General features: G+C 45.7%; 24 protein-coding genes. 4 read left to right on the top strand and 20 right to left on the bottom strand.

The genetic code is table 11. From position 1 onward, the window contains the following. Window positions 1–29 precede the first annotated feature (29 nt). From M3636_RS13150 to M3636_RS13130, 5 genes are all read right to left on the bottom strand, one after another. Complete coding sequence (locus tag M3636_RS13150) at window positions 30–1145, bottom strand: phosphodiester glycosidase family protein (protein WP_251382831.1); 1116 nt, start codon at window positions 1143–1145, stop codon at window positions 30–32. Beyond that, complete coding sequence (locus tag M3636_RS13145) at window positions 1142–2035, bottom strand: 5'-3' exonuclease (protein WP_251382830.1); 894 nt, start codon at window positions 2033–2035, stop codon at window positions 1142–1144. Before M3636_RS13145 ends, M3636_RS13150 begins: the two co-directional genes overlap by 4 nt. 179 nt (window positions 2036–2214) lie before the next feature. Continuing rightward, on the bottom strand, window positions 2215–2580 hold the full coding sequence (locus M3636_RS13140) for an arsenate reductase family protein (protein WP_128101088.1): 366 nt from the start codon (window positions 2578–2580) through the stop codon (window positions 2215–2217). Between the two features lie 155 nt (window positions 2581–2735). Then, window positions 2736–3722: an RluA family pseudouridine synthase gene (locus M3636_RS13135; RefSeq protein ID WP_251382829.1), complete on the bottom strand. Its 987-nt coding sequence runs from the start codon at window positions 3720–3722 to the stop codon at window positions 2736–2738. Then, window positions 3719–4294 (bottom strand): cob(I)yrinic acid a,c-diamide adenosyltransferase, encoded by a 576-nt coding sequence (locus tag M3636_RS13130; protein ID WP_128101086.1) that lies wholly within the window; start codon window positions 4292–4294, stop codon window positions 3719–3721. The genes M3636_RS13135 and M3636_RS13130 overlap by 4 nt, the downstream gene beginning before the upstream one ends. Window positions 4295–4516: 222 nt before the next feature. Between M3636_RS13130 and M3636_RS13125 the strand changes: the two genes are divergently transcribed. Further along, on the top strand, window positions 4517–5128 hold the full coding sequence (locus tag M3636_RS13125) for a DedA family protein (RefSeq protein WP_251383071.1): 612 nt from the start codon (window positions 4517–4519) through the stop codon (window positions 5126–5128). Between the two features lie 224 nt (window positions 5129–5352). Here M3636_RS13125 and M3636_RS13120 read toward each other — a convergent pair whose 3' ends face one another. From M3636_RS13120 to M3636_RS13090, 7 genes are all read right to left on the bottom strand, one after another. Then, a complete protein-coding gene (locus M3636_RS13120; RefSeq protein WP_251382828.1) occupies window positions 5353–5886 on the bottom strand; it encodes a bifunctional adenosylcobinamide kinase/adenosylcobinamide-phosphate guanylyltransferase in 534 nt (177 codons plus the stop codon). A gap of 37 nt (window positions 5887–5923) precedes the next feature. After that, a complete protein-coding gene (locus tag M3636_RS13115; RefSeq protein ID WP_128101084.1) occupies window positions 5924–6475 on the bottom strand; it encodes a type 2 periplasmic-binding domain-containing protein in 552 nt (183 codons plus the stop codon). A gap of 198 nt (window positions 6476–6673) precedes the next feature. Next, complete coding sequence (locus M3636_RS13110; RefSeq protein ID WP_174715335.1) at window positions 6674–6895, bottom strand: aspartyl-phosphate phosphatase Spo0E family protein; 222 nt, start codon at window positions 6893–6895, stop codon at window positions 6674–6676. Window positions 6896–7109: 214 nt separating this feature from the next. Beyond that, window positions 7110–8318 (bottom strand): aminotransferase class I/II-fold pyridoxal phosphate-dependent enzyme, encoded by a 1209-nt coding sequence (locus tag M3636_RS13105; protein ID WP_145409179.1) that lies wholly within the window; start codon window positions 8316–8318, stop codon window positions 7110–7112. A gap of 13 nt (window positions 8319–8331) precedes the next feature. After that, window positions 8332–8832, bottom strand: a complete 501-nt coding sequence (locus M3636_RS13100; protein WP_056698588.1) for an Lrp/AsnC family transcriptional regulator — start codon at window positions 8830–8832, stop codon at window positions 8332–8334. A 184-nt stretch (window positions 8833–9016) separates the two neighbouring features. Beyond that, a complete protein-coding gene (locus tag M3636_RS13095) occupies window positions 9017–9412 on the bottom strand; it encodes a spore coat protein (protein ID WP_251382827.1) in 396 nt (131 codons plus the stop codon). Between the two features lie 46 nt (window positions 9413–9458). Next, window positions 9459–9692 (bottom strand): hypothetical protein, encoded by a 234-nt coding sequence (locus M3636_RS13090; protein WP_128101080.1) that lies wholly within the window; start codon window positions 9690–9692, stop codon window positions 9459–9461. A 95-nt stretch (window positions 9693–9787) separates the two neighbouring features. Between M3636_RS13090 and M3636_RS13085 the strand changes: the two genes are divergently transcribed. Continuing rightward, window positions 9788–11011 carry an NAD(P)/FAD-dependent oxidoreductase gene (locus tag M3636_RS13085; protein ID WP_251382826.1) on the top strand — a complete coding sequence of 408 codons (1224 nt, stop codon included), beginning with the start codon at window positions 9788–9790 and terminating at the stop codon, window positions 11009–11011. A gap of 215 nt (window positions 11012–11226) precedes the next feature. Here M3636_RS13085 and M3636_RS13080 read toward each other — a convergent pair whose 3' ends face one another. The 4 genes from M3636_RS13080 to M3636_RS13065 form a co-directional block, all read right to left on the bottom strand. Further along, on the bottom strand, window positions 11227–12444 hold the full coding sequence (locus tag M3636_RS13080; protein WP_251382825.1) for an MFS transporter: 1218 nt from the start codon (window positions 12442–12444) through the stop codon (window positions 11227–11229). Window positions 12445–12579: 135 nt separating this feature from the next. Further along, entirely contained in the window at window positions 12580–13143 is a 564-nt protein-coding gene (locus M3636_RS13075) for a hypothetical protein (RefSeq protein ID WP_251382824.1), read from the bottom strand. 126 nt (window positions 13144–13269) lie between these two features. Beyond that, window positions 13270–13716, bottom strand: a complete 447-nt coding sequence (locus M3636_RS13070) for a DUF350 domain-containing protein (RefSeq protein ID WP_128101076.1) — start codon at window positions 13714–13716, stop codon at window positions 13270–13272. A gap of 49 nt (window positions 13717–13765) precedes the next feature. Then, window positions 13766–16135, bottom strand: a complete 2370-nt coding sequence (locus M3636_RS13065) for an endonuclease MutS2 (RefSeq protein ID WP_251382823.1) — start codon at window positions 16133–16135, stop codon at window positions 13766–13768. A 188-nt stretch (window positions 16136–16323) separates the two neighbouring features. On the opposite strand from M3636_RS13065, the gene M3636_RS13060 reads away from it, so the two are divergent. After that, on the top strand, window positions 16324–16689 hold the full coding sequence (locus M3636_RS13060) for a phage holin family protein (protein ID WP_128101075.1): 366 nt from the start codon (window positions 16324–16326) through the stop codon (window positions 16687–16689). Between the two features lie 251 nt (window positions 16690–16940). Beyond that, the gene (locus tag M3636_RS13055; protein WP_128104376.1) at window positions 16941–17318 is read left to right on the top strand and encodes a cupredoxin domain-containing protein; all 378 of its coding nucleotides are present in this window, start codon (window positions 16941–16943) and stop codon (window positions 17316–17318) included. A gap of 143 nt (window positions 17319–17461) precedes the next feature. Here the strand turns inward: M3636_RS13055 and zapA are convergent, their stop codons facing one another. The 4 genes from zapA to abc-f form a co-directional block, all read right to left on the bottom strand. Beyond that, window positions 17462–20182, bottom strand: coding sequence for a cell division protein ZapA (gene zapA / locus M3636_RS13050; RefSeq protein ID WP_164848651.1), 2721 nt, complete (start codon window positions 20180–20182; stop codon window positions 17462–17464). Between the two features lie 139 nt (window positions 20183–20321). Beyond that, window positions 20322–22775, bottom strand: a complete 2454-nt coding sequence (pheT, locus tag M3636_RS13045; protein WP_251382822.1) for a phenylalanine--tRNA ligase subunit beta — start codon at window positions 22773–22775, stop codon at window positions 20322–20324. A 104-nt stretch (window positions 22776–22879) separates the two neighbouring features. Next, a complete protein-coding gene (pheS, locus tag M3636_RS13040; RefSeq protein WP_145409170.1) occupies window positions 22880–23914 on the bottom strand; it encodes a phenylalanine--tRNA ligase subunit alpha in 1035 nt (344 codons plus the stop codon). 493 nt (window positions 23915–24407) lie between these two features. Beyond that, window positions 24408–26297 (bottom strand): ribosomal protection-like ABC-F family protein, encoded by a 1890-nt coding sequence (gene abc-f, locus M3636_RS13035; protein WP_251382821.1) that lies wholly within the window; start codon window positions 26295–26297, stop codon window positions 24408–24410. Window positions 26298–26361 lie beyond the last annotated feature (64 nt).

The following is a 26361-nucleotide window of genomic DNA, read 5'->3' as shown; positions in this document are numbered from 1 at the left end:
TGCATTCCTCCCCTTCTTTGTTCAACGTCTTATTTAACAGAGCCGCCAAAAACAAGTGTATTGCTGAGCAATCGACCTGGAGAAGTAAGCATCTTGCCACCCGCATACATGCCTGAAGATGCACCACCATCCAGATTCATCGCCTGCTTCGCTCCAAGCTTCTGCATTACAGCAGCCCATTCCTTCATCGTTGCTCCGGAAACGGTCGCCAGAAGAACCGAACCATCGGCCATAATGGCAATACCACTTCTTGCACCAGAGGCGTTGAGAATTTTCGGATCCTTGAAGCCCTCACTTGCTGGATTAATGGAAACTTTCCCATCCTTAACGAGACGAGGACCGGCACCAACAGCAGTAACGACTTCATCCCAAGGAATTTCCTTGCCTGCTGCATTCGTGTACTTGTAATTCATCTCAACGGTGGAGCCAACTACGAAACGATCAGCGTTTGATTTGTGGCTACCTGTGAAGACCAGAACTGAACCATTCTTCGGAATGGCAATATTGGTATTCGGTACTTTTTTCGTCACGATCCCTTTCTCGATCACTACTGCTGTACCACCTTTGAACCCAACCGTTGAACCACGCTCAGGCGTATACAGCATCGTAATGCTTGCATTTGCAGAAGGCGTTCTGTTAATAAAGGTAGCATACCAACTGCGGGATTTGCCTTCTGGCGTCGTTACCATGCCTGTTAAGTTTACACGAAGTGAATCCATAATAGCTGTGCCATCTTCTTTAAAACCAATGCTTGTACCGTATCTTCCTATATGTATTACTCTACCATTAGCTATTAACATGCCATATGGATCTGGAGCACCATTATAAGCCTCAAAGAAAGCTCCGTTAATCGCGGCTTGCGCCCCATACGCTTTGACAATGGAAGGCAATGTTGCGGTCTGTCCTACCTGCTTTTTCGCTAATCCTACTGTCACTGGTGTGCCTTTTGGAATACTAACCGTTTGTACGGTGAAACTACGTCCTGCTGCTTTTACTTTCTGCACTTTTGTACTGATTGCTGCTTTGGCTTCGACTGTCTGTGGAGCACTTACTGCCCCTGACAATAATACCGGTAAAGCTAGGACAAGAGCCATAGCTCCTGTCCACCATCTCTTACTTGTTCTTTGTGATTGAATACTGCTCACCCTATTGCCACTCCCATCCAAGAGCCAAGGCTCTTCATCTCAAGTTGTTCAAACTTGTCCATCACCATATCCGGATCTAGACGTAATTCACACATATCCAGTGCACATGCAACTGGAACCGCGCAGTGAATCTCTGCTAATTTGCGAGACAGATGAAGCATCTCCAGATCGTTCTCAATCTTTTTGCGTACAGAAGGTGTCAGCTTATCCAAATTGTCCAGAATACCTTCGATCGAACCATACTCCTGAACAAGCTTCAATGCCGTCTTCTCACCAATGCCTCGAACCCCTGGATAATTGTCACTCGCATCCCCCATCAAGCCCTTCATATCAATGACCTGGCGAGGTGTAAGCTGTTTCTCCGTCATAAGCGACTCTGGTGTGTACACCATATAGTTGCCATGACCTTTTTTCATAATAATAATGCTTGTACGATCATTAATCAGTTGCAACATGTCATGATCACCCGTCAGTACCATCACATTCATGTCTGTCTGCTCTGTGTAATATTTCGCCAACGTGCCAATGCAGTCGTCAGCCTCATATCCAGCAGCTCCAATGTTCGGAATATTCAGACTATCCATGACTTCACGGATCAGGTCAAACTGCGGAATTAGATCATTCGGGGCTTCGGGACGATTGCCTTTGTAAGCGGCGTACTCTTCGCCACGAAACGTCTTACCACCCATATCCCAACAACAGATGACGTGACTTGGCCCAAAGGTCTGAACCGCATCCCAGAAATAACGGATAAATCCGTAAACTGCATTGGTGGGCAAGCCTGCCTTTGTACGCCTAATATATCCGCTTGCAGATGTTGCGTAAAATGCCCGGAACAACACTGCCATACCGTCTACCAGCAACAAAGTAGGTTCATTACGTTGATTCACTTGTGTTTACTCTCTCCTATCTTGTGTGTAACCAATAAAATAAAATTGCAAAATAACTCTATCATTATAGCATAGTTCTACCACTTATCGGTCAGCCAAAAAAGCCCTGAATTTTAACATTCAGGGCAGTGATTCTCCTACCTTTTCAATTACGGTAGATTCCAAGTTATCCGCAGTTCTTAACGATTGTTCCATTCCTGCTCATACGTATCTTCTTTGAAGCCCACGGTGACTTTTTCTCCGTCGGTTACAATTGGACGTTTGATGAGGCGACCATTCGAAGCCAAGAGACGAATCTGCTCTTCGGCCGACATACCCGGCAACTTATCCTTCAGCTGCTGCTCTTTGTAGACCTCTCCGCTGGTATTGAAAAATTTCTTAACCTCAAGCCCGCTCTTCTGGATCAAATCGGTAAGCTCAGCTTCGGTAGGCGGGTTATCAAAAATAGGAATTAACTCAAGCTGATGCTCTTGAGCCTCCAGCCACTTCACTGCTTTGCGGCATGTACCGCATTTGGCATACTGATATACTTTTAATTGACTCATTGCTCCTCCTTAGCTCTGGTATCAGTTTCTCGCTTTCCTTGGTTTGCTTTGCAAATCCAAAAGTCGCTCGAAATCGATACCATCGCATTGCAGTTTTATTTCTCAAGCAATCCATTTCATGTGGACTGCTCAAATACTCGGCATGGCTGCGAAAATCAGATGCGATCCTCTCTGGGTTGCGCTTCGGCATCAAGGCGTTTCTCCAATGCTTCCAGATCTGGGGGCAGTGGTGCCTGAAATGTCATGCGCTGCTTCAGAATAGGATGGTCGAATGATAGCTCATACGCATGAAGCGCTTGACGATCAATCCAACCATCCCGCTCGTTACGCATCGTTACTGTCTCAGAATCGATTCCGTCACTTGGCAATGTCTTATACATTCGATCACCAATTAGCGGACAACCAATAGATGTCATATGCACACGAATTTGATGCGTTCGCCCACTCTCCAGTTTCAGATTCACTACACTGGCACTGCCATTTCCCCATGTCGTTACCACGTTGTATAAGGTTCTTGCGGCATAACCATCAGGTGTTACGATTCGGCGATGAGGCTCTTCCGGATCACGGTCAATCGGGCCATCTACCGCACCTTGCAACTCAGCAGGGCAACCATGCACAATAGCCATATATTTTTTATCGACCGTTCCCGCAATCATCTGCTCTGACACATGCTGGTGCACATAAGGATTTTTGGCTATCGCGAGCACGCCTGATGTCTCCTGATCCAGACGGTGGATCGGGCGGAAGCGGAACCGCTCTGCTTTTGCCTTCCAATAATGAACGACGCCATTAGCCAACGTACCTGTATAATGTCCATGCGTGGGATGCACGATAATGCCCGAATCTTTGTTAACAATTAGTAGATGTTCATCTTCATATAGAATGTTAAAAGGCAGCTCTTCTGGCAAAATGTCATCCGACTCTTCTTGTTCCATACGAACTTCGAGTCTATCCCCTGCAGACACCTTCACGCTGATATACACACGCTCTCCGTTTAACATGATTCCTTGCTCCGTGAGCTTCAATCTCGACAACAGTTTACGTGATATTTGCAGCCGCCGCTGTAGCACGGTCTTCAGCAGCCAGCCATCCTCCTGCTCAGGAATCGTATAGACAAGCGGCGAATAATACAGGCTCATTCTTTGCGGCGGAAAACTTTTTTGCTCCGCACATATTCAATGTCAGCTACCTGTTGTCTCGCATTGGCTGTCCGTGCAACCACGAAGAAATAATCCGATAAACGGTTTAAATAACGTCTTACCGATGGATTAATATCTGTATGTTGTCCAAGAGTAACCGCACGGCGTTCCGCACGACGACACACGGTACGGCATACATGCAGTGTAGAAGATAGCAGGCTTCCCCCTGGCAAAATGAACCGTTCTACCTTTGGATTCTCTGCATCATACATGTCAATCCATTGTTCCAGTCTAGTAACCATCTCATCACGAACTTTATATTTTGTCTCACTAATTCTTACAAAAGCGAGATCTGATCCACAGTCAAACAACTCTTGCTGTACCTCAAGCAAATGCTCCCGGAGATCCTCGAATTGCCCTGTCGCTTGATCAATTAAACTGATTGCCTGTCCCACAAAACAATTCAGTTCATCGATCGTGCCATATGCCTCTACTCGATCATCATCCTTGATGACTCGTCCACCAATCACTGATGTTTGGCCTTCATCGCCTGTTCGTGTGTATATGCCCATGCTAATCCCTCCAATTGTTATTGATTCGCGCGGTAGAATATTCGGGTTAATGAATAATGCGAACATTCCTTAACTTCAACTTAACCAGTATACTTGACCACCATTCGATACGGAAATGCATTTTTTTCAGAAACCGCCTGGAAGCTTGCCTCGTATATTGAATTGGGTTGTAATGCTGAGTATACACGAAATTAATTAAACCCCATAAGAGAGGAGACGATGATGCAGAACTGGATAACCGATTTCATGGAGCACTACGGATACATAGGAATCGCACTGATCATTGCTCTTGAGAATGTATTTCCGCCCATTCCTTCTGAGATTATTTTGCCCTTCGGCGGATTCATGACCACCTATACTAGCCTCACACTGCCTGGCGTTATTATTGCTGCTACGATTGGATCTGTGCTTGGAGCTATCATTTTATATGCCATTGGGCTGCTGATTGATGTGAATCAATTGGAGAAAATTGTAGACCGCTGGGGGCATATTTTACGTATTAAAAAAGAGGATATTCATCGTGTAGATGCATGGTTCGATAAGTACGGAATGTGGACTGTCTTGTTCTGCCGTATGATTCCTCTTGTTCGTAGCCTGATCTCCATCCCTGCGGGTATGTCCAATATGAAGTTTGGATTATTCGTGCTTTTTACCACAATCGGTACATTGATATGGAATATTATTCTCGTCTCTGTTGGAGCCGCACTTGGAGCCTCATGGGAAAGTATTCTGAGCTTTATGGATGTGTACTCCCTTGTGATTTACATCATTCTCGCTGTCCTTATTGTAGGCTTCGTCATTTGGTGGATCAAACGGAGTAAATCTCGGAACTAGACTATGTCTTAGAATTCCGCCAGCTCTTATTTGAATTTGACTTAAGCTACACCCTAATGTAAATTCGCGTTACATAAAGGGAAGAGTCTAACCAAATCATTTCCTCAGTCACTCACTCGTGCCCCTACGAAGAAAGACGTGCCGTCTCCTATAGACCGCACGTCTTTCTTTATTAAATGTCCATTATGTAGCATTTTGCCATGACTCATATGATATAAGACGACTTATTCATAGCGTACTGAACGCCCCTTAAGCTCCATCGCTAAGCCTGATACGAGCATATAGACCTGTTCAGAGTGCGCCTGAAGTGCCCGGTTTACAGAAGCCATCCTTGCAGCAAAGATACGTTCCTCTTCTGTCGGGTTCAGTGAACCATGCATTTCGTTAGTGATAACAAGCATCTTTCCCTGGTAAGATAACATCGCATCCAGCAACTGCTGCGTTTCTCCCCGCTGTTCACCCAAATCCTTATACGCCCTAAAACCAGCAACCATCCACGAGGTTAAACTATCCACGATTACAATCCGACGATCTGCCAGAAATAGATTAGATTCTCGATTAATCTGATGAATAACCTCTGTCAGATGTTGACCATTCCCAGCTTCAATGACCCGATAGTGAGCGGATGGAAATTCCGGAATGATCGCTTCATGATCGCCAGTGGATAAATAGATGCCTTCCCGGCTGATCCCCGCCGCATAACTAAGGGCAAACTTCGTTTTACCACTACCTATACCCCCAGTGACCGTAATCAACAATCCGCTCCCCTCCTTCTGTAGCTAGGTTGTACACCTTTTACTCTGTTAATGCCTTCAAGACTTTCTTCGCTTCTTCAATATTGGAAGCCGATACTGGAATGGTAGCAAATAAATTCTTCGCAGCATACTGGACTTCTTGGAACATCTTCATGTCTTCAAGCGGAATTCCATAGAGATGTGTTTCTTTTTTGATATCAGACCCATCATCTCCTGTGCCATCCTCGACAAATACTCCACCTTCAAACACACCGCGTGCGTATTTCTCTTGATCGAATGTATCATCCAAAGATACGTTTGAACCATTGTTGCCATATTGTTTCATGTCTGCTTCAGGCAGTATAAAAATATCATGTCCACCTGCGGCATACTCAACCAGTATTTTCTGTACATCATACATCGCACTGGTGACAACTTCCACTTTAGGCTCTTCACCTAGTTTTTGTTGCAAATTCGCCTGCAATTGTTCTGAAATAACGGACGGATCACCCTGGTTATCAATTATAAAAATCGTGAATCCACTCTTTCCTCCACAACCAGTAAGCACCAAAATTATGGAGATGATTGCGATAAGACCCCAAACTCTTTTCATTCCAGCTCCCCCTTTTGTCTCCTATGTCCAATATATCACAATTGTTCCACGCAAAAAAACAAGCACGCCTTCTTAGGCGATGATTCGACTCATTCCACAAAAAAAAGAGACCCCTCAGGGTCTCCCTATAGCCAATATACGTAACGTTTCGATAGCCTACAATCACAGCAAATTATATCACATACATCGGGCAAGGCATTACTTGCCTTTGATCGGATTAGCTCTCATGTATTCGTTAATCTTCAGATCCAGCAAACTGCTGATCTCGATAACGATGTCAGAAGTGAATGATTTTTCTTCAAGGAAGATCTGCTCCATCTTCAGACGCAGCAGATGAATTTCATCTTCCAAGGAAATGTCATGCAATGATGCGTGATCCGGTTTCACCGACCATCGGTCGCCATGATCGCCTTCAGCCAAATATTGCCCACGATTCGTCGGTAAATCATATTCAACACAAAACAAGCTAACCCCTCCTTGGAAAATGTTTTTCCGAATGTTAAATGTTAGAAAAAGTTATTTCAAATTGAAATTATATCACAATAATTTGTAAAAGAAAGTCATTTTTTCTAATATAACAAATTGTATCATTCGTGTATCCTTTTCTAACCATACAAAAGAATCCTCTTACTTATTAACCCTCTTTTTGTAGCTTGTAAACAAAATTTCCGATTCGTTCCAAAGCTTCATTCAATTGGGTCACTGAAGTTGCATAAGAACAACGAAGGAAACCTTCACCTTGTGGCCCAAACACATTCCCAGGCACAGCAGCAACCTTATTTTCCGTAAGCAGTCGCTCTGCGAAGACATCGGAAGTCAGGCCTGTCTTTTGAATACTTGGGAAGGCATAAAATGCCCCCTGAGGTTCATGACAGTCTAAGCCGATATCACGGAAGCCTTGCACGATCAGTCTTCTGCGCTGATTATAGGACTCCACCATTCTGTCCTTCTCACCTAATCCGTTCGTTAAGGCCTCCAGTGCAGCAACTTGCCCCATCGCTGGAGCACACATAACCGTATACTGATGGATTTTGAGCATTGCTGCAATAAGTTCAGGATGCCCACACATGTATCCAATTCGCCAGCCGGTCATTGCAAATGCTTTGGAGAATCCACTGACTAGAATTGTACGTTCCTTCATATCAGGGATTGAAGCGAAGCTAACGTGTTTTTGTGTATACGTTAACTCAGCATAGATCTCATCAGCAATAACAATAAGATCATGCTTCTTGATCACTTCAGCAATCGGAAGCCATTCTTCATACGTCATAATCGCTCCGGTTGGATTGCTTGGATAACATAGAATCACAACTTTGGATTTAGGCGTAATGCTTGCCTCGAGTGCCTCTGCTGTCACTTTGAATTGATCTTTGGCGTAGGTTTCCACACCAACAGGCACACCACCACCGATTGAAGCGATTGGGGAATATGCTACATAAGACGGCTCTGGAATCAGAATTTCATCTCCAGGTACGATCAAGGCCCGCAATGCGAGGTCAATCGCTTCACTGCCGCCAACCGTTACGATAATTTCGTCTTTCGGATCATATTTCGTATCAAATTGGGTATGCAAATAATCGCTGATCGCTTCTCTCAGCTTCGGCATACCGGCATTGGATGTATAACTAGTCATACCTCTTTCCAATGAATACACACAAGCTTCCCTCATGTGCCATGGCGTAACAAAGTCCGGTTCCCCGACACCAAGTGTAATGATGTCTTTGTTATCACCAACCAGATCAAAAAACTTACGAATTCCGGATGGCGGTATCTGCTGTACCAAAGGTGCCAGATACGAAGTCATTTTCTTGTTGTTCCCTGTTGTCTGTTCATTCACTATCATGACACATCTTCCTTTACGGCGAGATCATGAGACGGTTGTCTTCCTGATGGTCTTCAAAAATAATCCCGTCCTGCTTATATTTTTTGAGAATAAAATTCGTTTTGGTGGAGAGCACTGAATCTATTGGAGACAGTTTCTCGGATACAAAATTAGCAACTTCACGAAGGTTGCCACCTTCAACTTCAACGAGCAAATCATATGCTCCCGACATGAGATAAACCGATTTTACTTGAGGATACAAGTAGATTCGTTCAGCAATACCTTCGAATCCCCGACCACGCTCTGGCGTAATCTGAACTTCGATCAGTGCTGTGACTTTCTCGTCATCAATTTTGCTCCAGTTTACAACCGTTGCGTATTTGACGATGACATGCTCTTGCTCCAGCTGTGCGACGACATTCTTAATCTTATCTTCCGACTCTCCGAGCAGCGTAGATAGCAGCGCGGGAGTCCTTCTCGCGTCTTCCTTCAACAGATTTAGAACTTTCAATTGCAGGTCGTTCAAATCCTTCATGTGTTTCCCTCCAGCGTCATCCAAGTTCCGTAACGTACGTATTCGAGCTATCTCTTCAATGAATTAATACTTATATTACATGAATTTAACGTTGATGCAAAGACAAAAACCGCCTGCCTCGAATTCAGGCAAGCGGTGGTATGGTCTGCTAACAGGCTTGTGCTTCAAACCCCTTTTACGGAGGTTACATGTAATAAGGATTACCGTAACTAGGCTGATGCTGGGGTACATTGGGTGCCTGAGTGTATGGACTGCTTTGCGTATTCTTATCCTGAATGAATTGCTGACATTTCTGCTGTGTCTGCTGTGCTGACTGAAGCTGCTTGTCTACATCTGTACGAAGTGCTTTGGACGATACAGAATACATGCTGTTTTGTTGCATCAAATTGAACAATTCACCCTGTAAACGCAAAGTATCATTCGTCAGATCATTGAACATTCTACGAATCGTAGGACAGGAAGCTTCCGTAGTTGCTGTCGTATATTCCCGTGAAGTTCGTCTCAAATCTGCAAGAATCGACTTCAATAAGTCTTGTTCTTGCATAAAATTCCCACTGGATGACAAAGATTGTGTGTACACGTATTTTCCTCCTAAACATTAAAATCACTTGCGAACGGTTTGAGGTTTATTGCGACTGGGAAGGTGCAAGGGATTGATGTTGATGCAGTGCCTGGATCAGCGTGTTCAGATGTTGTTCATGGGCGTGAACATATTGGTTCAATGCCTGCCTAATCTGTGGTTGGTGTGAGATGGATGCTGTAGCAGCACACTGTTTAATCAGCATTTCTTCATTGGAAATTGAGTCCGCAATATAACTCAGTTCTTTCGGGCTCAGTGCTTGCATTTGTGAATATTGCATAGATGTCTGACCTCCTTAACCTAAAGTTTATGCGAGATTATTGTTACCTTGTCCTGAAAAAGTATACTTCATCAAATGAACCGAGGTGGTCTATTGTGGAACTAATTAACGGAACAACGTACTGGCCAACCACGTTCCAACCGCAACGCAATTACCCTGTCCTGGAGGAGAATCTGACATGTGATTGCCTGATTATTGGCGGTGGAATGGCTGGAGCATTATCTGCCAAACTTCTAACCGAACGTGGCATTCAAACCATCCTCATTGACAAGAGAGAGATCGGGCATGGCAGTAGTATGGCGAACACGGGCTTACTCCAATATACGAATGATAAGACACTAACCTCCTGCATCGAGACATTTGGAGAACAGACAGGAGTAAGATTTTATGAGTTGTGCCGAGAGGCAATGCAGCAGCTAGCCGACATTGCTCATAAGCTAGATATCGATCCTTGGTTTGTGCCTCGCACAAGCCTATATTGCGCAAGTGGTAAGGATGATGTGGTCATGCTTGAAGCGGAATATCGCAATCTGAAGCATTATGGATTCGATGTGGAGCTCTGGAATGAAGAGAAGATTCGTTCCGTGTTCCCTTTTAATAAAAGAGCGGCATTGTATACGAGCGGTGATGCGGAGGTCAATCCGTATCGCTTGGTTCACTCTCTCATCGACTCGGCCTCCCGTCAGGGAGCCAAAGTCTTCAATCACACCGCCATGACGCATTGCGACTACAATGAAGATGGGGTGGTGTGTTATACACCACAGGGAACAATTCGAGCTAAACATGTTATTTTTTCAACAGGATATGAAACTCAAGAGATCAAGAATGACCGCGGAGCATATCTGAAGAGCACTTACGCCATTGCCACCAAACCACTGAAGGATCTCAGTAGCTGGTATGAGCAATGCATGATATGGGAAACTGCCAGACCTTATCTGTACATGCGAACTACACCGGATGGACGAATTGTTGCAGGTGGACTTGATGAAGATCGCCCACGTGAGGATCAACGTCAGATCAAGGCGGCTCACAAGGGTGATATTTTACTGCAACGGATTGCTGAATATTTCCCTTTATCCGACCTTGAGGTGGATTATGCTTGGGAAGCGGTCTTCGGTAGTACGCATGATGGCCTCCCTTTCATTGGCTCTCATCCGGATTACCCACATTCATACTTCGTAGAAGGGTATGGAGGCAACGGTACTGTGTACAGCATGATTGGTGCAAGGTTGATTACGGAGCTCATTGCTACGGGTACAAAGCACGCCGACCTGGATCTATTTTCACTTACAAGAACCAGCAAGCCTTCTCCGGTATAAAAAGGGTAAGCGAACAAGTATAGGGATGTAACTAAAGTCTGGACATAACAGCAATTGAAGCAGTTAAATTCAAAACAGGTACAAAAAAAGGTACATTCACAGGAGTTACATCCTTGAACGTACCTTTTTCAATACATATAGCAGGCAGCACTTGCATACAGGAAGCTCCACCTAGTGATAAGCAATGTGTGTAAGACCCAACCCTGGTCTAAGCATTATGACGACGCCGTACCTTGTCCTTCCGTGTGTGTCAACATCTTGCGCATAAAGATCCAGCCAATCAGCGGAAAGGCTCCTAGGACAATAATTAACCAGGTTAGCGTTCGCAGTGAAGGCTCATTCATGACCGTTAGAATAAAGACCCCTAATCCAAACAGCCGCCCAATCATCAGGGAAAGTTCTCTTAATACGACAAGTTCTACCCTTTTCTCGACATTTTCACCACTCGTGCCCATCATATCAAAACCCGCTGAGATCATCGGCAAAATGTACAATGGCATCGCAAGTGCACTTCCGATTCCCATGATTAACAGGGTACCGTAGGTCACTTTCCAGAGAAGCGGCATGAGCACAACCAGTAGCAGTACGGCTCCAATGAGCATCCCTTTTGCTCTATACTGTGGCTTAAACCATTTGCCAGCTGCCCAATAGCTTACAAGTGCCACGGACGAAGTAATGAGCGAAAACTGCCCTAATTTGTACTCCTGAGCAGTAGCCACATAGACCAGCAGAGCGATCAAGAATGCGAATACACCCTCGCGTACTCCCTGAGCAAATAAACCTAGGGCAAGTGGTCTCCATGGACTATGTGGTTTGGACAGCTGGAGCCAAGGCTCAGACCAGCGGTATGTACCGCTCACCTTTCTTTTCTTCAGAAAGAAACTGAACACAACTGCTATCACATAAATGACCAGAGACACCGTAAAAATAAGGCGATATCCCGTATTATCTGTCATTCGGGAAATAACTAGACCAGAGAACCATGGCCCGATAATACCTGTCATCGATCCTAACAAGCCAACCCAGCCATTAAATAAATCCCGATTATCGCGATCCGTTATTTCAAAATATACAACGTTAAATGCAATCCAGAACAGACCTAGCGCACACCCAAGCAGTATGCCTAGAGGCCAAATCCAGTCTACAGCGTTAGAACCAACCCAGAGAACTGTCATATAAAAAAGCCCTGATAACGCTGTCCCCAGTCGCAACGCACTCATTTTGTTATGTTCCTTGACCCATTTACCAGCAATCCAAAATGTGAGCCCGATGGCGAGTTGCTGACTGACCGTGAACCAACCTAACATCGCGTAGTCTGGTCTGCTCTTCCACAAGTACACATTCAGAAATGTTCCCGACAAAGCACCTGCTAACACAAACAATCCATTCACGCCCAAAAGCAGAATGGATTGTCGACCCAAAGATATCTTCATCTGCTCCCCCTTTGTCCACCTGAAGTGAGCACTTTACAGGTAGGTCTCAGGTTTAACGTACCCCAAGCGCTAGGAAAACATGATGAATCTTTGGCATAGCTATCATTTTATTTTGATCAAGCTTTAGTAAATGATTTATTTCTTCGCACTCAGATTCTGAATCAGACGAAGACGATCATCCTCTGACAGACTGTATTGAACCTGGAAACATCCTGAGCAGACATACATCTGCACTGTGAACGGAGGTGACAACAGATCGCCCGTTCCCGCAGCACCATTAGGAACAGATGTAAAGTTTGCCTGATCTGCTTGTTGAGTACCTGCTAACAACATGAATTCACGGCAATGTGGGCATTCTGGGACTTCTTCCTGATGATCGAGTTGCTTCTCCACACCTTCTTCGTATTGAATCAGTTCATTCCCCTCATCCGCATACTTGGTTAGTGTACGCAATTCTGGTAGTTTCAGTTCTACCTCATCGCCCCATAAATCAGAAATATCTTTACCTTGATGATCGTGCACCTCATCATCCTCGTAGACGTCTGTTTCGTTGTCAATCTCCTCTTCGTCTCCGATGTTAATGTTAAGTGTGCGATATCCGTTCAGTTCATTGTGACAATGTGGGCACTCTTCTTCAGGTCCCAGCTCCTCATCCCATACAATCTCCGTGTGACACCAAGGGCATACTGTTGTTTCCATATCTAATCAACCTTTCTCTTTCTATATAACCATCAAGTATTCATAACATAAATGACGCCAATGGTGAAAAATACAATGGATGCAGCAAACAAAATCCGAATTAATAGTTTCATGCCGCAAGACCTCCTACATGATGCTCGCGCCAATAACAAAGGATAGCGAGACCGAGATAATCATGGAAATCAGTCCAACCGCCCGGTTATCTGCTTCTATCTCCTTATCAATGGAAAACACCGGGGTCAAAAATTCAAACAAGAAGTAGGCAACGAGCAGGAGAATAAAACCTAGAAATGACCACGTCATGGCTTCATAGACTGAAGATTTGGCTTGAATACAGAAACGAAGTACGTTACATATACCAAAAATTTTGCCGCCTGTTGCCATAGCAACCGCAATATTTCCCTTCTTAATCTCATCCCAGCACTTGTACTTGGTAACCAGTTCGAAGCAAGCGAGAAAAATGAGAAGCTCCATAATGGCTACCGAAAAAAAACCGAGCACCATCCCCAAGGGATGGGACAGCAATTGGTCAATCGTCCCTTTCACGCACGGTTCCCCTTCCCGCTTCCGCATTCAAGCTGACCAAGAATGCGGAAATGTATTGATTCACGGCTTGGGTTAGCTATTCCAGCTCTGCTACGGTAACACCGTTGCCGCCTTCCCCGTAATTACCCAACCGATAACTCTTAATATGTCTATGCTTACGCAAATAATCCTGAATACCGGAACGTAAAATTCCTGTTCCTTTACCGTGGATAATATATACCTGACCGAGGTTGGAGAGGAACGCTTCATCGATAAAACGATCCGTCTCCATCAGAGCCTCTTCCAGATTAGCACCGCGCAGATCCAGCTCACTCTTGACGTTGTCATCACGAGTTCGTTTCATACCTGTCACAGGTTTTTGTTTGGGTGTTACTACTGTTGAAGCAGACTGCTTCAGCTCAAGATCGTCCAGTGATACTTTCATCTTCATGATACCAAGCTGTACCACTGCTTCCTTGCTTCCAGACATCTCCACAACGTGGCCTTTCTGATTCAAGCTGTACACCAATACTTCATCGCCTGGGCCAATAGCACGAGCCTTCGGAGCAGATGAAGTACGTTTAACCGTCTTCTTCCGTTTCTCTGGTTCAGCTTCATCCAACTGTTTACGAGCTGCAATCAGCTTGTGCTCCTTAACTGATGCGCCTTCTTCCATAGCTAGCTGACGCAGCTCGGCAATAATTTTCTCCGCTTCTGCTCTAGCCTTGTCCACAATCAGGCGGGCATCTTCTTCGGCCTTCTCAATCCGGCGGTCACGCTGCTGTTCCAGCTTCTCCAATTCGGATTGATGACGACTACGCAGCTTCTCCATGTCTGCACGCAAGTGTTCAGCTTTCTCACGCTCTTGCTCGGCTGTCAGTCGATTCTCTTCGAGTGAAGCAATCATATTCTCCACTCGCTGATCCTCTTCTTTTACCTCACCACGTGCATAATCGAGAATGTTGCTTGGAAGCCCCAGACGTTCCGCAATGGCAAAAGCATTACTTCGACCAGGGACACCCACAAGCAAACGATACGTTGGACTTAATGTATTCACATCAAATTCCATACTTGCATTGATAACACCCTTGCGTTCATAAGCATAAGCCTTCAGCTCACTATAATGCGTTGTAGCGACCATACGACAACCTGTCTGGTGCATATGCTCCAGAATGGAAATCGCTAGTGCTGAACCTTCCGCCGGATCTGTTCCCGCTCCAAGCTCATCGAGTAAAACGAGGCTTTTCGTGGTCATGTTTTTCAAAATCCGAATAATGTTGGTCATGTGGCTGGAGAATGTACTCAAGTTCTGTTCAATACTCTGTTCATCTCCAATATCCGCATAGATCGCATCAAATACACAGAGCTGGCTTCCATCTTCAGCAGGGACAAACAATCCAGACATCGCCATTAGACTGAGCAATCCAATCGTTTTGAGCGTGACTGTTTTACCGCCCGTATTCGGCCCTGTGACAATAATCGAGGTATAATCATTACCTAATTCAATATCCGTTGGTACAACATTCTCAATGGCAATTAACGGATGCCGCCCCTTCTTCAGCTTAATGAAGCCGCGATCATTCATACGCGGTAAGGTTGCTTTCAGTTCACGCGCAAGACGTGACTTCGCAAATATGAAATCAAGTGTCCCCAACAGATCGACATCATCCAACAGCCACTCTGCCTGCTCACTGACAAGAGCGGTCAATTTCTGCAAAATAACTTCAATTTCGCGCTCTTCCCTGATTCGAGTCTCACGTAATTTATTATTCATCGCAACGATTGATTCTGGTTCAATAAACAGTGTTGCACCCGAACCGGACTGATCGTGTACAATTCCCCCGAAGTAAGAACGATACTCTGCTTTTACTGGGATTACGAAGCGATCACCACGAATGGTAATCAACTGATCCTGTAACATTTTAGATACAGTTGAAGAACGAATCATGGAATCGAGTTTCTCTCTAATCCGAGCTTCCCCGCCCCGAAGTTCACGACGAATCTGTGCAAGCGTAACACTCGCACTATCAGCAACTTCAGCATTATCTTCGATACAGCTACGAATTTCATCTTCTAGTGCTTTTTGCTCCGACAGCTGATCACTAATGAAGAACAGCGACTCCACCTTTTCATCTTCATGAAGTGTGGCAATTTGCCGTTTGAGTCTACGTGAAGCAAGAGTGGTGTTCGAAATCCCGAGAAGTTCATGTGGGTTCAAGGTGCCCCCAATTTCTGAACGTTTAATGGAGGCTGTAATGTCAACAATACCACCGAAAGATGGTGAACCCTTCAATCGATCAAACTTAAAGGCTTCGTCCGTTTGCTGCAGCAATCTTTTTACTTCCTCTAAGTCACCAACAGGCTCAAGGGTATCCGCTTTCTTCTTACCCATTGTCGTTTGGGCAAAGCCTTGCAATGTATTTAAAATTTTGCGGTATTCCAATGTGTGTAAAATTTTCGTATCCAAGTGTACAACTCCTTCCAAACTATAACTGTATTATAGCGAAAGAAACATTCTAACGCTATTTAACGAATCCTTCCACACATAAGTTATGACATCACGCCACAAACTACAGGTGTCAGGATTTTGCAACGTCCCCGAGTAAATAGGATGCCTAATGCATAATCCGATCTGAATATAAGGAGGTAAACACGTTGAACTTCTTGGGACATGTTGTACGATTCATTATCGCAGCCATTGTTTTAATGGTCGTCAGTTGGATTGTACCTGGCTTTGCCGTTGGTGGTTTCTGGAGCGCCCTCATGCTAGCTCTGGTCATTGCCCTTCTTGGTTGGATCATTGAAGGCGTATTTGGTAAAAGGGTCTCACCCTTCGGTCGTGGAATCGTTGGCTTCATTGTCAGTGCACTTGTGATCTGGCTTGGTCAATATGTTGTCGACCACGTTGAGGTCACCCTGCTTGGAGCCATTTTGGCCGCGCTGGTTATCGGGATTATTGATTTGTTCATCCCAGTATCCACACCATTTGAAGCTGGACGTGAATCTAAAGATCGTTCTTAGATTACACCTGGCTTATAGCGCTAAATTCCGTAACACAGCTCTCCCGTAAACCTCTGATGGCTTCAAAGCCTGATGAGGTTTTTTTATGTTCCTATCCATGGCATTTCCTTATATCGGAACGAGAACTAAGGCACAACAATTTAATTTTCAATAAAACGACATAGCCCACATGTACAGGCATTGCCAATTTGCGGTATGATGACTGAAGAATTATTCAAATTTCATCTATATTACACATAAGGGGGCACATGATGAAAAAAAGTATAGCATGGCTCATAGCTTGCATGTTGATTATGGTTCTTGCCGCATGTGGATCAGGAAACTCAAGTAATGGCAGCGATGCTGATCCCGGAATTACTGCAAGTGAGGAACTCGTGATCAAAGCAAGCAACTATGAGTTCGACAAACCCGAGTATCATCTCAAAAAAGGGGTTCCCGTTAACATTATTTACGAAAACACCAATGGAAATCACGGCTTGCTTGTACCTGAACTTAAGCTGCAACTAGACATCCAAAACACTTCAAAAGTGATCATCCCTGACCAAGTCGGCGAATTCGAGATGTCATGTTCTGTATTCTGTGGTAGCGGGCACAGTAGCATGATCTCCAAAATTATTGTTGAAGAATAGATACCCAAGACAAGGAGCCCCCGTTACATAGGGAGCTCTTTCTCTTATTATAACAAATTGTACAATAGGTTGTTCAAAAAGCCCGTTTTTGAGCATGCACTATAAGAAATCGATGCCAGGATGATATCCAAACCTAACAGAGGTTAGTTTTGATCCTGTTCAATCAATTCAATCCATTCGTTATACTCCGTCTGTAACTTCGTATATTCATCTTTTAACTGTCGATGCTCCGTGTTCAGTTGCTCCGCCTTCTCTTGCTCCATTTCACGTTCCACTTGTAATAAGCGAAGCTGATTCGCAGCAAGCTCATAACGGTCACTGATCTCGAGCAGTTCATGCTCCAGAGCTTGTTTGTCAGAAGTAGCCTCCTCACGTAGCTGATCTAATTGCTGTCGCTCTTGTTCCAGCTCTTCAACCTTCTCAGCACTTGCAGCACTTTCCTTCTGCCAGACATTCATCTCATTCTCCAATGCAGTCCAGCGCTCTTGCCAGGATTGCTCCTGTGCTGCCCACTCGTCGGCACGTCGCTGCCAAACTTGATCCTTTTGCTCCGACTCTGCTGCTTTGGAACGGAGTTGTTCTTCAAGCTGCTCTTCTCTTTCAGTTAACGCCTGCAAACGTGAAGACAAGTCTGATTGTTTGGCAGTTAACTCTTCGTACTTAATCTGCCATTCCAATGCTTCTTCCTCCGTCTGCGCAAGCAAGCTTGCCTGTTCATCTATTCGTGCAGAAATCTGTTGAACTTCATTACGAGTAGCAGAGAGCTGCTGCTCAAGCGTATCCTTATCCACAGCCAGCTCATCAAGCTGACGAGTGTAGTCCTCTTCGCGCTGAAGAGCATCTCCATAATCATGGCGGATCTGCTTATAGCTCTCTTGCAGCTTGTTCAGTTCCTCTCGAAGTTCACTTATCTCGCCATCAAGTTGTAGGCGTTGTTGTTCTTGTTCTTCAGCCTGGCTTTCGAAACGTTCTACGGCAGCTCTGTGACGTTGTGCTTCATCCTTCACGACAGATAATTCATCATGTAGAGATTGAACTCCCGCTTCCAGCGTCTCATTCTGTTCGACAGCCTCAAGAACCTGTGTTTCCAACTCTTCCATTTCAAGTCGACGCTGCTCGGCAAGATCTTTCCAAGACTGTTCACTCTGTGCCAAAGTGCTAATCTCATGCTGCAATGTGCGCACAGCTGCATGAGCCTGCTCCAGCACTTTTTGCAGTCTGCGCTGCTCATCTTCCGACTTCGCTTCGGATTCACGAAGCTTCTGAAGCTCCTGTTCCAATGTGCCCTGTTGCTCTTGAACCTTGCGAAGCTGTGCGGTAAGAGATGTTTCACGTTCAATCGTTTCGTTATATTGTTCTTTCCATTGTTGTTCTGTTTCAAGCGTCTGCTGCAGAAGTGCTTCTGTTTCGCGCAACTGTTCCTGAAGCTCGGTACGATCATTCTTCAATTGCTCAAGCTGATGCTCAAGCTCCGTAATACGGCGTGTGTGAACTTCCTGTTGCTGCTTACGAGCCACTTGTTCCTCGCGTAATGTTTGAAGCTGCTCTTGCTCACTAAGAAGTTGTTGTTCTTGATCCGCAACGACTTCTTGAGCTTGTTGGAGTTGCTCAGCCACATTATTAAGCTGTGTGCTTACATCTGCAAGACGAGCCTCAGCCTGTTCACGCTCAGCTTCCAACTGCTGCTGCAGTTTCTCTTGTTCTTCCTGTAATCTAGTCTCTGCAGTGGCACGAGCCTTCGCAAGTTCAGTTGTCGCGGCTTGCTTCGCTTGCTGCAGCTGCTCTTCGTAAGCCGCCTCTTTCTCCATCCATTCCAATTCAGCCTGTTCCGATGACTCTTGGAACGAAGCCTGCAGCTCCTCAATCTCTGCAAGACGCTTCTCGTCAGCCTGTTGCTCCAACAATAACCGATCTTGCTTCGCCTTCTCAGTGAGCTCTAGCACCTGATCTGTAGCAGATTGCTCTGCTTCCTGGATACGCTGCTCCAATTCAGACTTCAACGCGTTGTACTTCAGTTCTGCTTCGTCCTTCGCTTGTTTCAACTGAGTCTCCGCTTGCTCTAATTCTGACAAGATCGCAGCTTCTGCTTGTTCTTTAGCAGCCTGAACCTGCTGTGCGGCCTGCACTTCTAGCTGCTCTCGCTCAGCAACAGCCCGGTTCTCTGCTTCTTCTAGCTGAGCAGCCACTTTATTTTGCAGTTCCTTATATTGGGTAGCCGCTTTAGCTTCTGCTTGCTCTAATTGTGTTCTGGCACTTGCTTGTGCCTCTTTCAGTTGAGTTGCAGCCTGTGCCTGAACAGCCTTAAGCTGACCCGCTGCCTTGTCTTCGGCTTCTTTCAGGCGAGCTAACATCTTCTCTTCCTTCTCTTTTAATTGTGCTGAGGTTTGAGCTTGGAGCTTCTGCTCTCTCGCCGCTGCTTGTGCACGCTCGTTCTCCAGAGCGGAATTTAATTTGGCTATTTCAGCCTGTTGTTCCTCACGCAGCTTCACCAAAGCCTGTTCAGCCTCAGTCTTGAGCTTGGTTGCTTCAGCCAAAGCTACATCACGGCGTTCCAGTTCCTGTTGATGTTCACTTTGTACTTTGTTCAATCGATTAACTTCATTACGAAGTTCAGTACGTTCACCTGTTAGCATTTTCAATTCATTCCGGATTTCCTGGGTCTGAAGAGATTGCTCAGCCATATGTACTGCTGCTAGCACCGCAATACGCGGCGTGTCTAAGCGAGAGTGATGTTTGGAGATGGCATTCATACGCTCATCTACCAAGTTAGCTACTTGTTTCATATAGTCGGCACTGCTGCCAACCAGTTTATAGGAAGTCCCGTAGATATCTACGGTGACGCGTGTACGATCAGGTGTAGTCACAGTTGTGCCCTCCTTCAAGTCTGTATGTTGATTCTAAGCTGTATAACCAAAAAAGTCACATCGATCCTCTATATGCTAAGGATTCGATGTGACTTCAAGCAATTCCTGCTAATCTTTGTTCAAAAAATTGACTTCTGTTCTATTTACGCAATTCAGCTGCGAATTGCTCCTCTAGACGAGCAACTACGCGAGCATGCACCTCGGTAATTTCCTCATCCGTAAGCGTGCGCTCACGATTGCGATAGACTAGTGCCATGGCTACACTCTTCTTATCTTCACCCAGCTTGCTGCCTGTGAACACATCGAATACCTGTACCGTCTGTAGCAGTTCACCTGCTGATTCACGAATCGCTTTTATCATGTCACCGGCTTCAATATCTTTGTTTACCACGACAGCAATGTCGCGCTCCACTGCCGGGAAACGCGGAAGCTCACGATAACGGATATCCGCATCAGCTTCACTGTAGATAGCTTCAAGTCCGATCTCAGCGATATATACATCATTCAGATCATATTGTTGTTGCAGTTCTGGATGCAATTGACCCATCGTACCGATCAGCTTGCCTTCTTCTCCATTTTTTCCATCCAAGTATACTGAAGCAGAACGTCCTGGGTGGAATCCTTCTGGGCTGTTCGCTACCAAGCGAATGCGTTGCTCCAGACCGAGGTAAGCAAACAGGTTCTCAAGCGCACCTTTCAAGTCGAAGAAGTCCACTTTCTCTGCCCCAACATTCCACTGCGGAGTTGCACGATTTCCGGTAATCAGCAAGCTCAGAACAGGAATTTCATGAGGCTGCTTAGTCAGCTGCTCTTCCTCAGTAAAGAAAATACTGCCCACCTCAAACACTGCCAGTGAATCCTGTTTCCGGTTCATATTGTATACTGTTGCATCCAGCATCTGTGGCAAAATGCTTGTGCGAAGCACACTGCGATCCTCACTCATCGGCATGGCCAGCTTCACATGTTTACTCTCCCCTGTAAGAGCAGGGAACAGTGACGTTTTGTCTGGATGTACGAAGGAGTAACTGATCATTTCCTGCCAGCCGCTACCTGCAAGCACGCCACGGATTGTACGACGCATCGCTTGGGAACGAGTATACGCACCAGGGGTTGTTGGCCCTTCAATAAGTGTTGTAGGAATATTGTCGTATCCATAGAGACGAGCAACTTCCTCGAACAAGTCTACATCTACTGTGATGTCGCCTCTACGCGTTGGTACTTCCACATCGAGAATACCCTGTTCAGCGTCGCCACAAGCGAAATGTAGCCGAGCAAAGATCGTTTTAACTTCAAGCAAGGACAGATCTGTTCCGAGGTAACGATTAAGTCTATCCAGAGACAATTTTACGATGCGTTTCTCTGCTTCAACCGCACCAGCTTCTACCGTACCTTGATGAACTTCACCTTCAGCGTAACGCTGGATCAGCTCTGCCGCACGGTCAAGGGCTGTAATTACTGCTCCTGGATCAACTTCTTTTTCAAAACGCATGCTTGCTTCGGAACGCAGCCCCAGTTGGCGCGACGTTTTCCGAACTGTTCCGCCATCGAACTTGGCGGACTCCAGCAACAGATTAACCGTTCCTTCCGATACCTCGGAATTCTCACCACCCATTACCCCAGCGATGGCTACTGGTTTCACGCCATCTGTAATGATCAGCATATGTGGCTCAAGCTTACGCTCTTGGCCATCAAGCGTCACGATCGTTTCGCCTTCCTTAGCCATCCGCACGTCAATATGACCCTTCTCTAGCTTATCTGCATCAAAGGCATGTAATGGTTGACCATATTCCAGCATGACATAGTTCGTGATATCTACGATATTGTTGATTGGTCGAACACCCGCCGCCATGAGACGGTTCTGCATCCAGAGCGGGGAAGCACCGAGCTTGATTCCTGTAACATAACGAGCCGCATAGTGAGCGCATTGCTCTCTAGCTGTGATCTCGACTGAGATATGATTCGCAGCAGCATCGCTGATTTCAACAAGCTTTTGCTTCGGATCTGGCAAATTTACTTCACGTCCCAGAATTGCGCCTACTTCATACGCTGCACCACGCATACTCAAACAGTCAGAGCGGTTCGGAGTCAAATCTAATTCAAGCACATGATCATCTAATCCAAGCACTTGGCTGATTGGTGTTCCGATTTCCGTCTGCTCTGGTAGCACGAGAATGCCTTCCTGCTGATCCTTAGGAAGAAGCTTGTCGTTCATACCCAGCTCTTTTGCGGAGCAGATCATACCAAGGGAAACTACGCCGCGCAGCTTCGCCTTTTTGATATCAAACCCGCCAGGGAGTTTCGCGCCAACAAGGGCTACAGCTACCTTTTGGCCTGCATCCACATTTTTCGCGCCACATACGATCTGCAAGTCTTCCTCTTGACCAGCATCAATCAAACATACGTTTAATTTGTCTGCATCTGGGTGCTTTTCCTTGCTCTTTACGTATCCTACAACAACTTTGTTTACGCCTTGGTTCCGGTTCTCTACTACATCAATCTCAATACCCGCCCGGGTGATCTTCTCAGCCAATTCCTGTGGCGTCGCACCTTCTAGGGAAATATAATCAGACAGCCAATCTGTCGATACTCTCATGGACGTTCACTTCCTTTATCTATAAATTAGTATTGGCGCTCAATGCTTGGTACGCCTATCTTCTCGGTATTGAAAACCTTCCTTTTTGAACACGCACTTTAAGATTATAGGCGTCCAAATTGCTTGAGGAATGCCATATCACTGTTATAGAAATGACGGATATCGTCGATGCCATACTTCAGCATGGCAATACGCTCAACACCCATACCAAACGCGAATCCACTATACTTCTCAGGATCGTAGCCACCCATTTCTAATACTTTCGGGTGAACCATACCACCGCCAAGAATTTCAAGCCATCCTGTTTGTTTACATACACGACAGCCGCTCCCACCGCATTGTACACACGTTACATCTACCTCAGCACTTGGCTCAGTGAATGGGAAGAAACTTGGACGCAGACGAATTTCGGTGTGAGCACCGAACATTTCGCGTACGAATTGCAGCAAAGTTCCCTTCAGATCGCTCATTCGAATGTTCTCGCTAATCACGAGACCTTCGACTTGGTTGAACTGGAAGGAGTGCGTTGCATCATCATCATCGCGGCGGTACACTTTACCTGGGCAGATGACTTTGACAGGCACTTCGCCCTTCATGCTCTGCATTGTTCGCACCTGAACAGGCGACGTATGGGTACGCATCAGCAAGTCTTCTGTAACATAGAAGGAGTCCTGCATGTCACGTGCCGGGTGGTTTTTAGGCAGATTCAAAGCCTCGAAGTTGTAGTAGTCCATCTCTACTTCAGGTCCTTCTGCTACACGGTATCCCATACCGATGAAGATATCTTCAATCTCCTGCACCACTTTAGTCAAAGGATGTAATCCACCTTGACGTCCGCGACGCCCCGGGAGAGTGACATCAATTTTCTCCGATTGCAGACGCTTCGCCGTCTCTTCTTGCTGGAACTGAATTTGCTTGCTATCGATGACTTCCTCAATTGCACCACGTACATCATTCGCAACCTGCCCAATGACTGGTCGTTCCTCTGCACTCAGTGCACCCATACCGCGCAAAATCTCAGTCAATGCACCCTTTTTCCCTAAATACTTTACACGCAGATCACCCAGCGTCTGTGGATCGTTCACGCCAGACAACTGTTCCAACGCTTCGATCTTCAATGCCTCTAAACGTTCTTTCATGTGTAAATGCCCCCTTTTTATGGTGTAATTTGCAACAAAAAAAGGCCTTTTCTCCCCAAAAGGGACGAAAAGACCGTGGTACCACCCTTGTTAGACAACGATATTGCTTGCGCCCTACTGGCTTGCAATACGTCTATCTCACTTTGTACGGAATAACGACCGTTAACCGTTTACCCCTACTGTCGCAGCACAATGTGCATCATCAAGTTCAGGGAACCGCTTCGGAGTGAATTTCGGCAGCCTTGTTCTACAGAAACGCTCTCAATCTATGGCGCTTCCTCCCTGTACAGAGGCACTGCTTACTTATCTCCATCATTGCGTTTACATGTTAAGAAAACCTATATCAACAGGCTTCAAATACTGCAACCTCTCTTCGAGGCAAGCTGTTGATGATCGTTCATTATTATATTCAATATCGAATGAAATAGCAACCTTCATGCAGCGATATTAGTCGAAAACAAGGAGATAAATACATGCCATTTACACATACAGGTCAATTGGATTGATGCAGTTGACCCAGCCGCTGCTTAATCCACTGAATTTCCTCAGCTTCCTTCGCTCGTTCTGCTTCCGGTTCTAGCTTTGTCTGATCCTCGGTATCTCTTGTGACACTATTCATAGGCGATAAGAGCTCAGACAATCGCATCTCCAGTCGCAATCGTTCATCATCTGAATCTCTGTTTTGCAATGCTGATGCTCTTAGAACATGGGACTGTTCCCAATCCTCTACTCCGCCTTCGAAGTAGACCCCTGTCCCATCCGGCTTAAGATCGAGTAACCGATTGGCAAGCACCTTGGTTAACATTCGATCATGCGAGACTAAGACCAATGCACCTGAAGCCTGTTTTAATACATTCTCCATGACTTCCTGCGTATCAATGTCGAGATAGTTAGTTGGTTCGTCCAGCACGAGCAGGTTGGCTCCTCCAAAGTACAACCGGAGGAAAGCTACTCTACACTTCTCTCCCATGCTCAGATCCCCAATTCGTTTGAACACATCTTCTCTAGAAAAGAGGAAACATCCAAGAATCGTGCGTGCCGCACTTTGGGTCATGGAGGGCAGACTGAGCAAGCTGTCCAGCAATGTCTGCTCTTCGGGAAGTCCTTCGAGTTCTTGTGAAAAGTAACCGATCTTCAGACTGGGATTCCTCGTCACCTCCCCTTTTACCGGCTCAAGCTCTCCGATCATCAGTTTAAGCAATGTCGTCTTCCCCGTACCGTTGGGACCTCGCACAGCCAAACGATCTCCACGCTCCACAACAACACTCAATTCGTGAAATAAAGGATTACCCGCAGGATACGCAAATTCAACCTGATTCAATCTTAGGAGCTGGCGTGCACCGAGAGAATTCATATTTAATTCCATTTTCAAACGTGTGGCCTCACGTGGTTTATCCACGCGTTCGTTCTCCAACCGTTCAAGCTGCTTTTGCTTGGCATGGTAACGAGAGATGTTCTTGTTTGCCTTGGCTTTATAGAAGCTTTGGGTGATTTTGACCTCCACGTCAGTTGCTGAATTATGCGCTTTATGGAACCACTGCTGGTAGTTGCGAATTGTCTCTTCTAACGCCTTTTTCTCCAGCTCTTGTTTACGATACAGAGCCTCCTGTTCTCTTAATTCTCGTTCTTTGTGACCTTTATATGCGGTGTACCCACCCTTGTACTTGACGAGTTTGTCTGAGTTAAATTCAATGACCCCTGTTGCCACCTCATCAATAAACGTTCGGTCATGTGACACAAACAAGAGTGTGCCTGTGTAAGCAGATAGCCAGCTCTCTAACCAGCGCATGCTTTCTTCATCCAAGTGGTTCGTTGGCTCATCCAGAATGAGAAACTTCGGTTTACTGACCAATAATCCAGCAAGCCTAGCTTTTGTCTTTTGTCCACCACTTAAGGAATCGTAAGGCCTGCTCCAATGCTCGGATGTTAATCCCAGACGTGTTAAGACCTTCTCAACCTCAGTCTCCCACATATAACCGTTCAATTGCTCGTACTCTTCCATCGCTAACGTGTAGGCTTCCATCCATTGTTGCTCTTCCCCAGCACCACATGCACTTAAGCGTCCTTCCAGTTCGGTAAGCTTACGCTTCACCTCGTAAATTCGGCCACTCTCCTTACGGACTGCATCCAGCACCTTTATCCCAGGTTCAATCTGAGAGCGTTGGCGCATAAATCCCCAGTTCTGCTGTGGTATAGCGCGCTCGATCCTTCCTCCGCCCTCTTCTTCACCCAAAATCATGCGTAGCAAAGTCGTTTTGCCACAACCGTTGGGGCCCAAAATCGCCAGTCTCTCCCCTTCATTAATTTCCAGCTGCAATCCTGTAAACAATTCTATTCCGTTCCATTCTTTAGATACTTCATGTAAGCGTACCAATGTCATCATGAGGCCTCATCCTTCCCGCTTCCAAAATAGGTTCTGCGGTCATTGCAGGAAGTAGCAGGAAATA

The sequence above is a fragment of the Paenibacillus sp. MER 99-2 genome (assembly GCF_023714095.1).
In the GTDB taxonomy this organism is placed as follows: domain Bacteria; phylum Bacillota; class Bacilli; order Paenibacillales; family Paenibacillaceae; genus Paenibacillus.
Note: the sequence above shows the minus strand (reverse complement) of the source record. Positions and strands in the feature narration are given on the sequence as shown.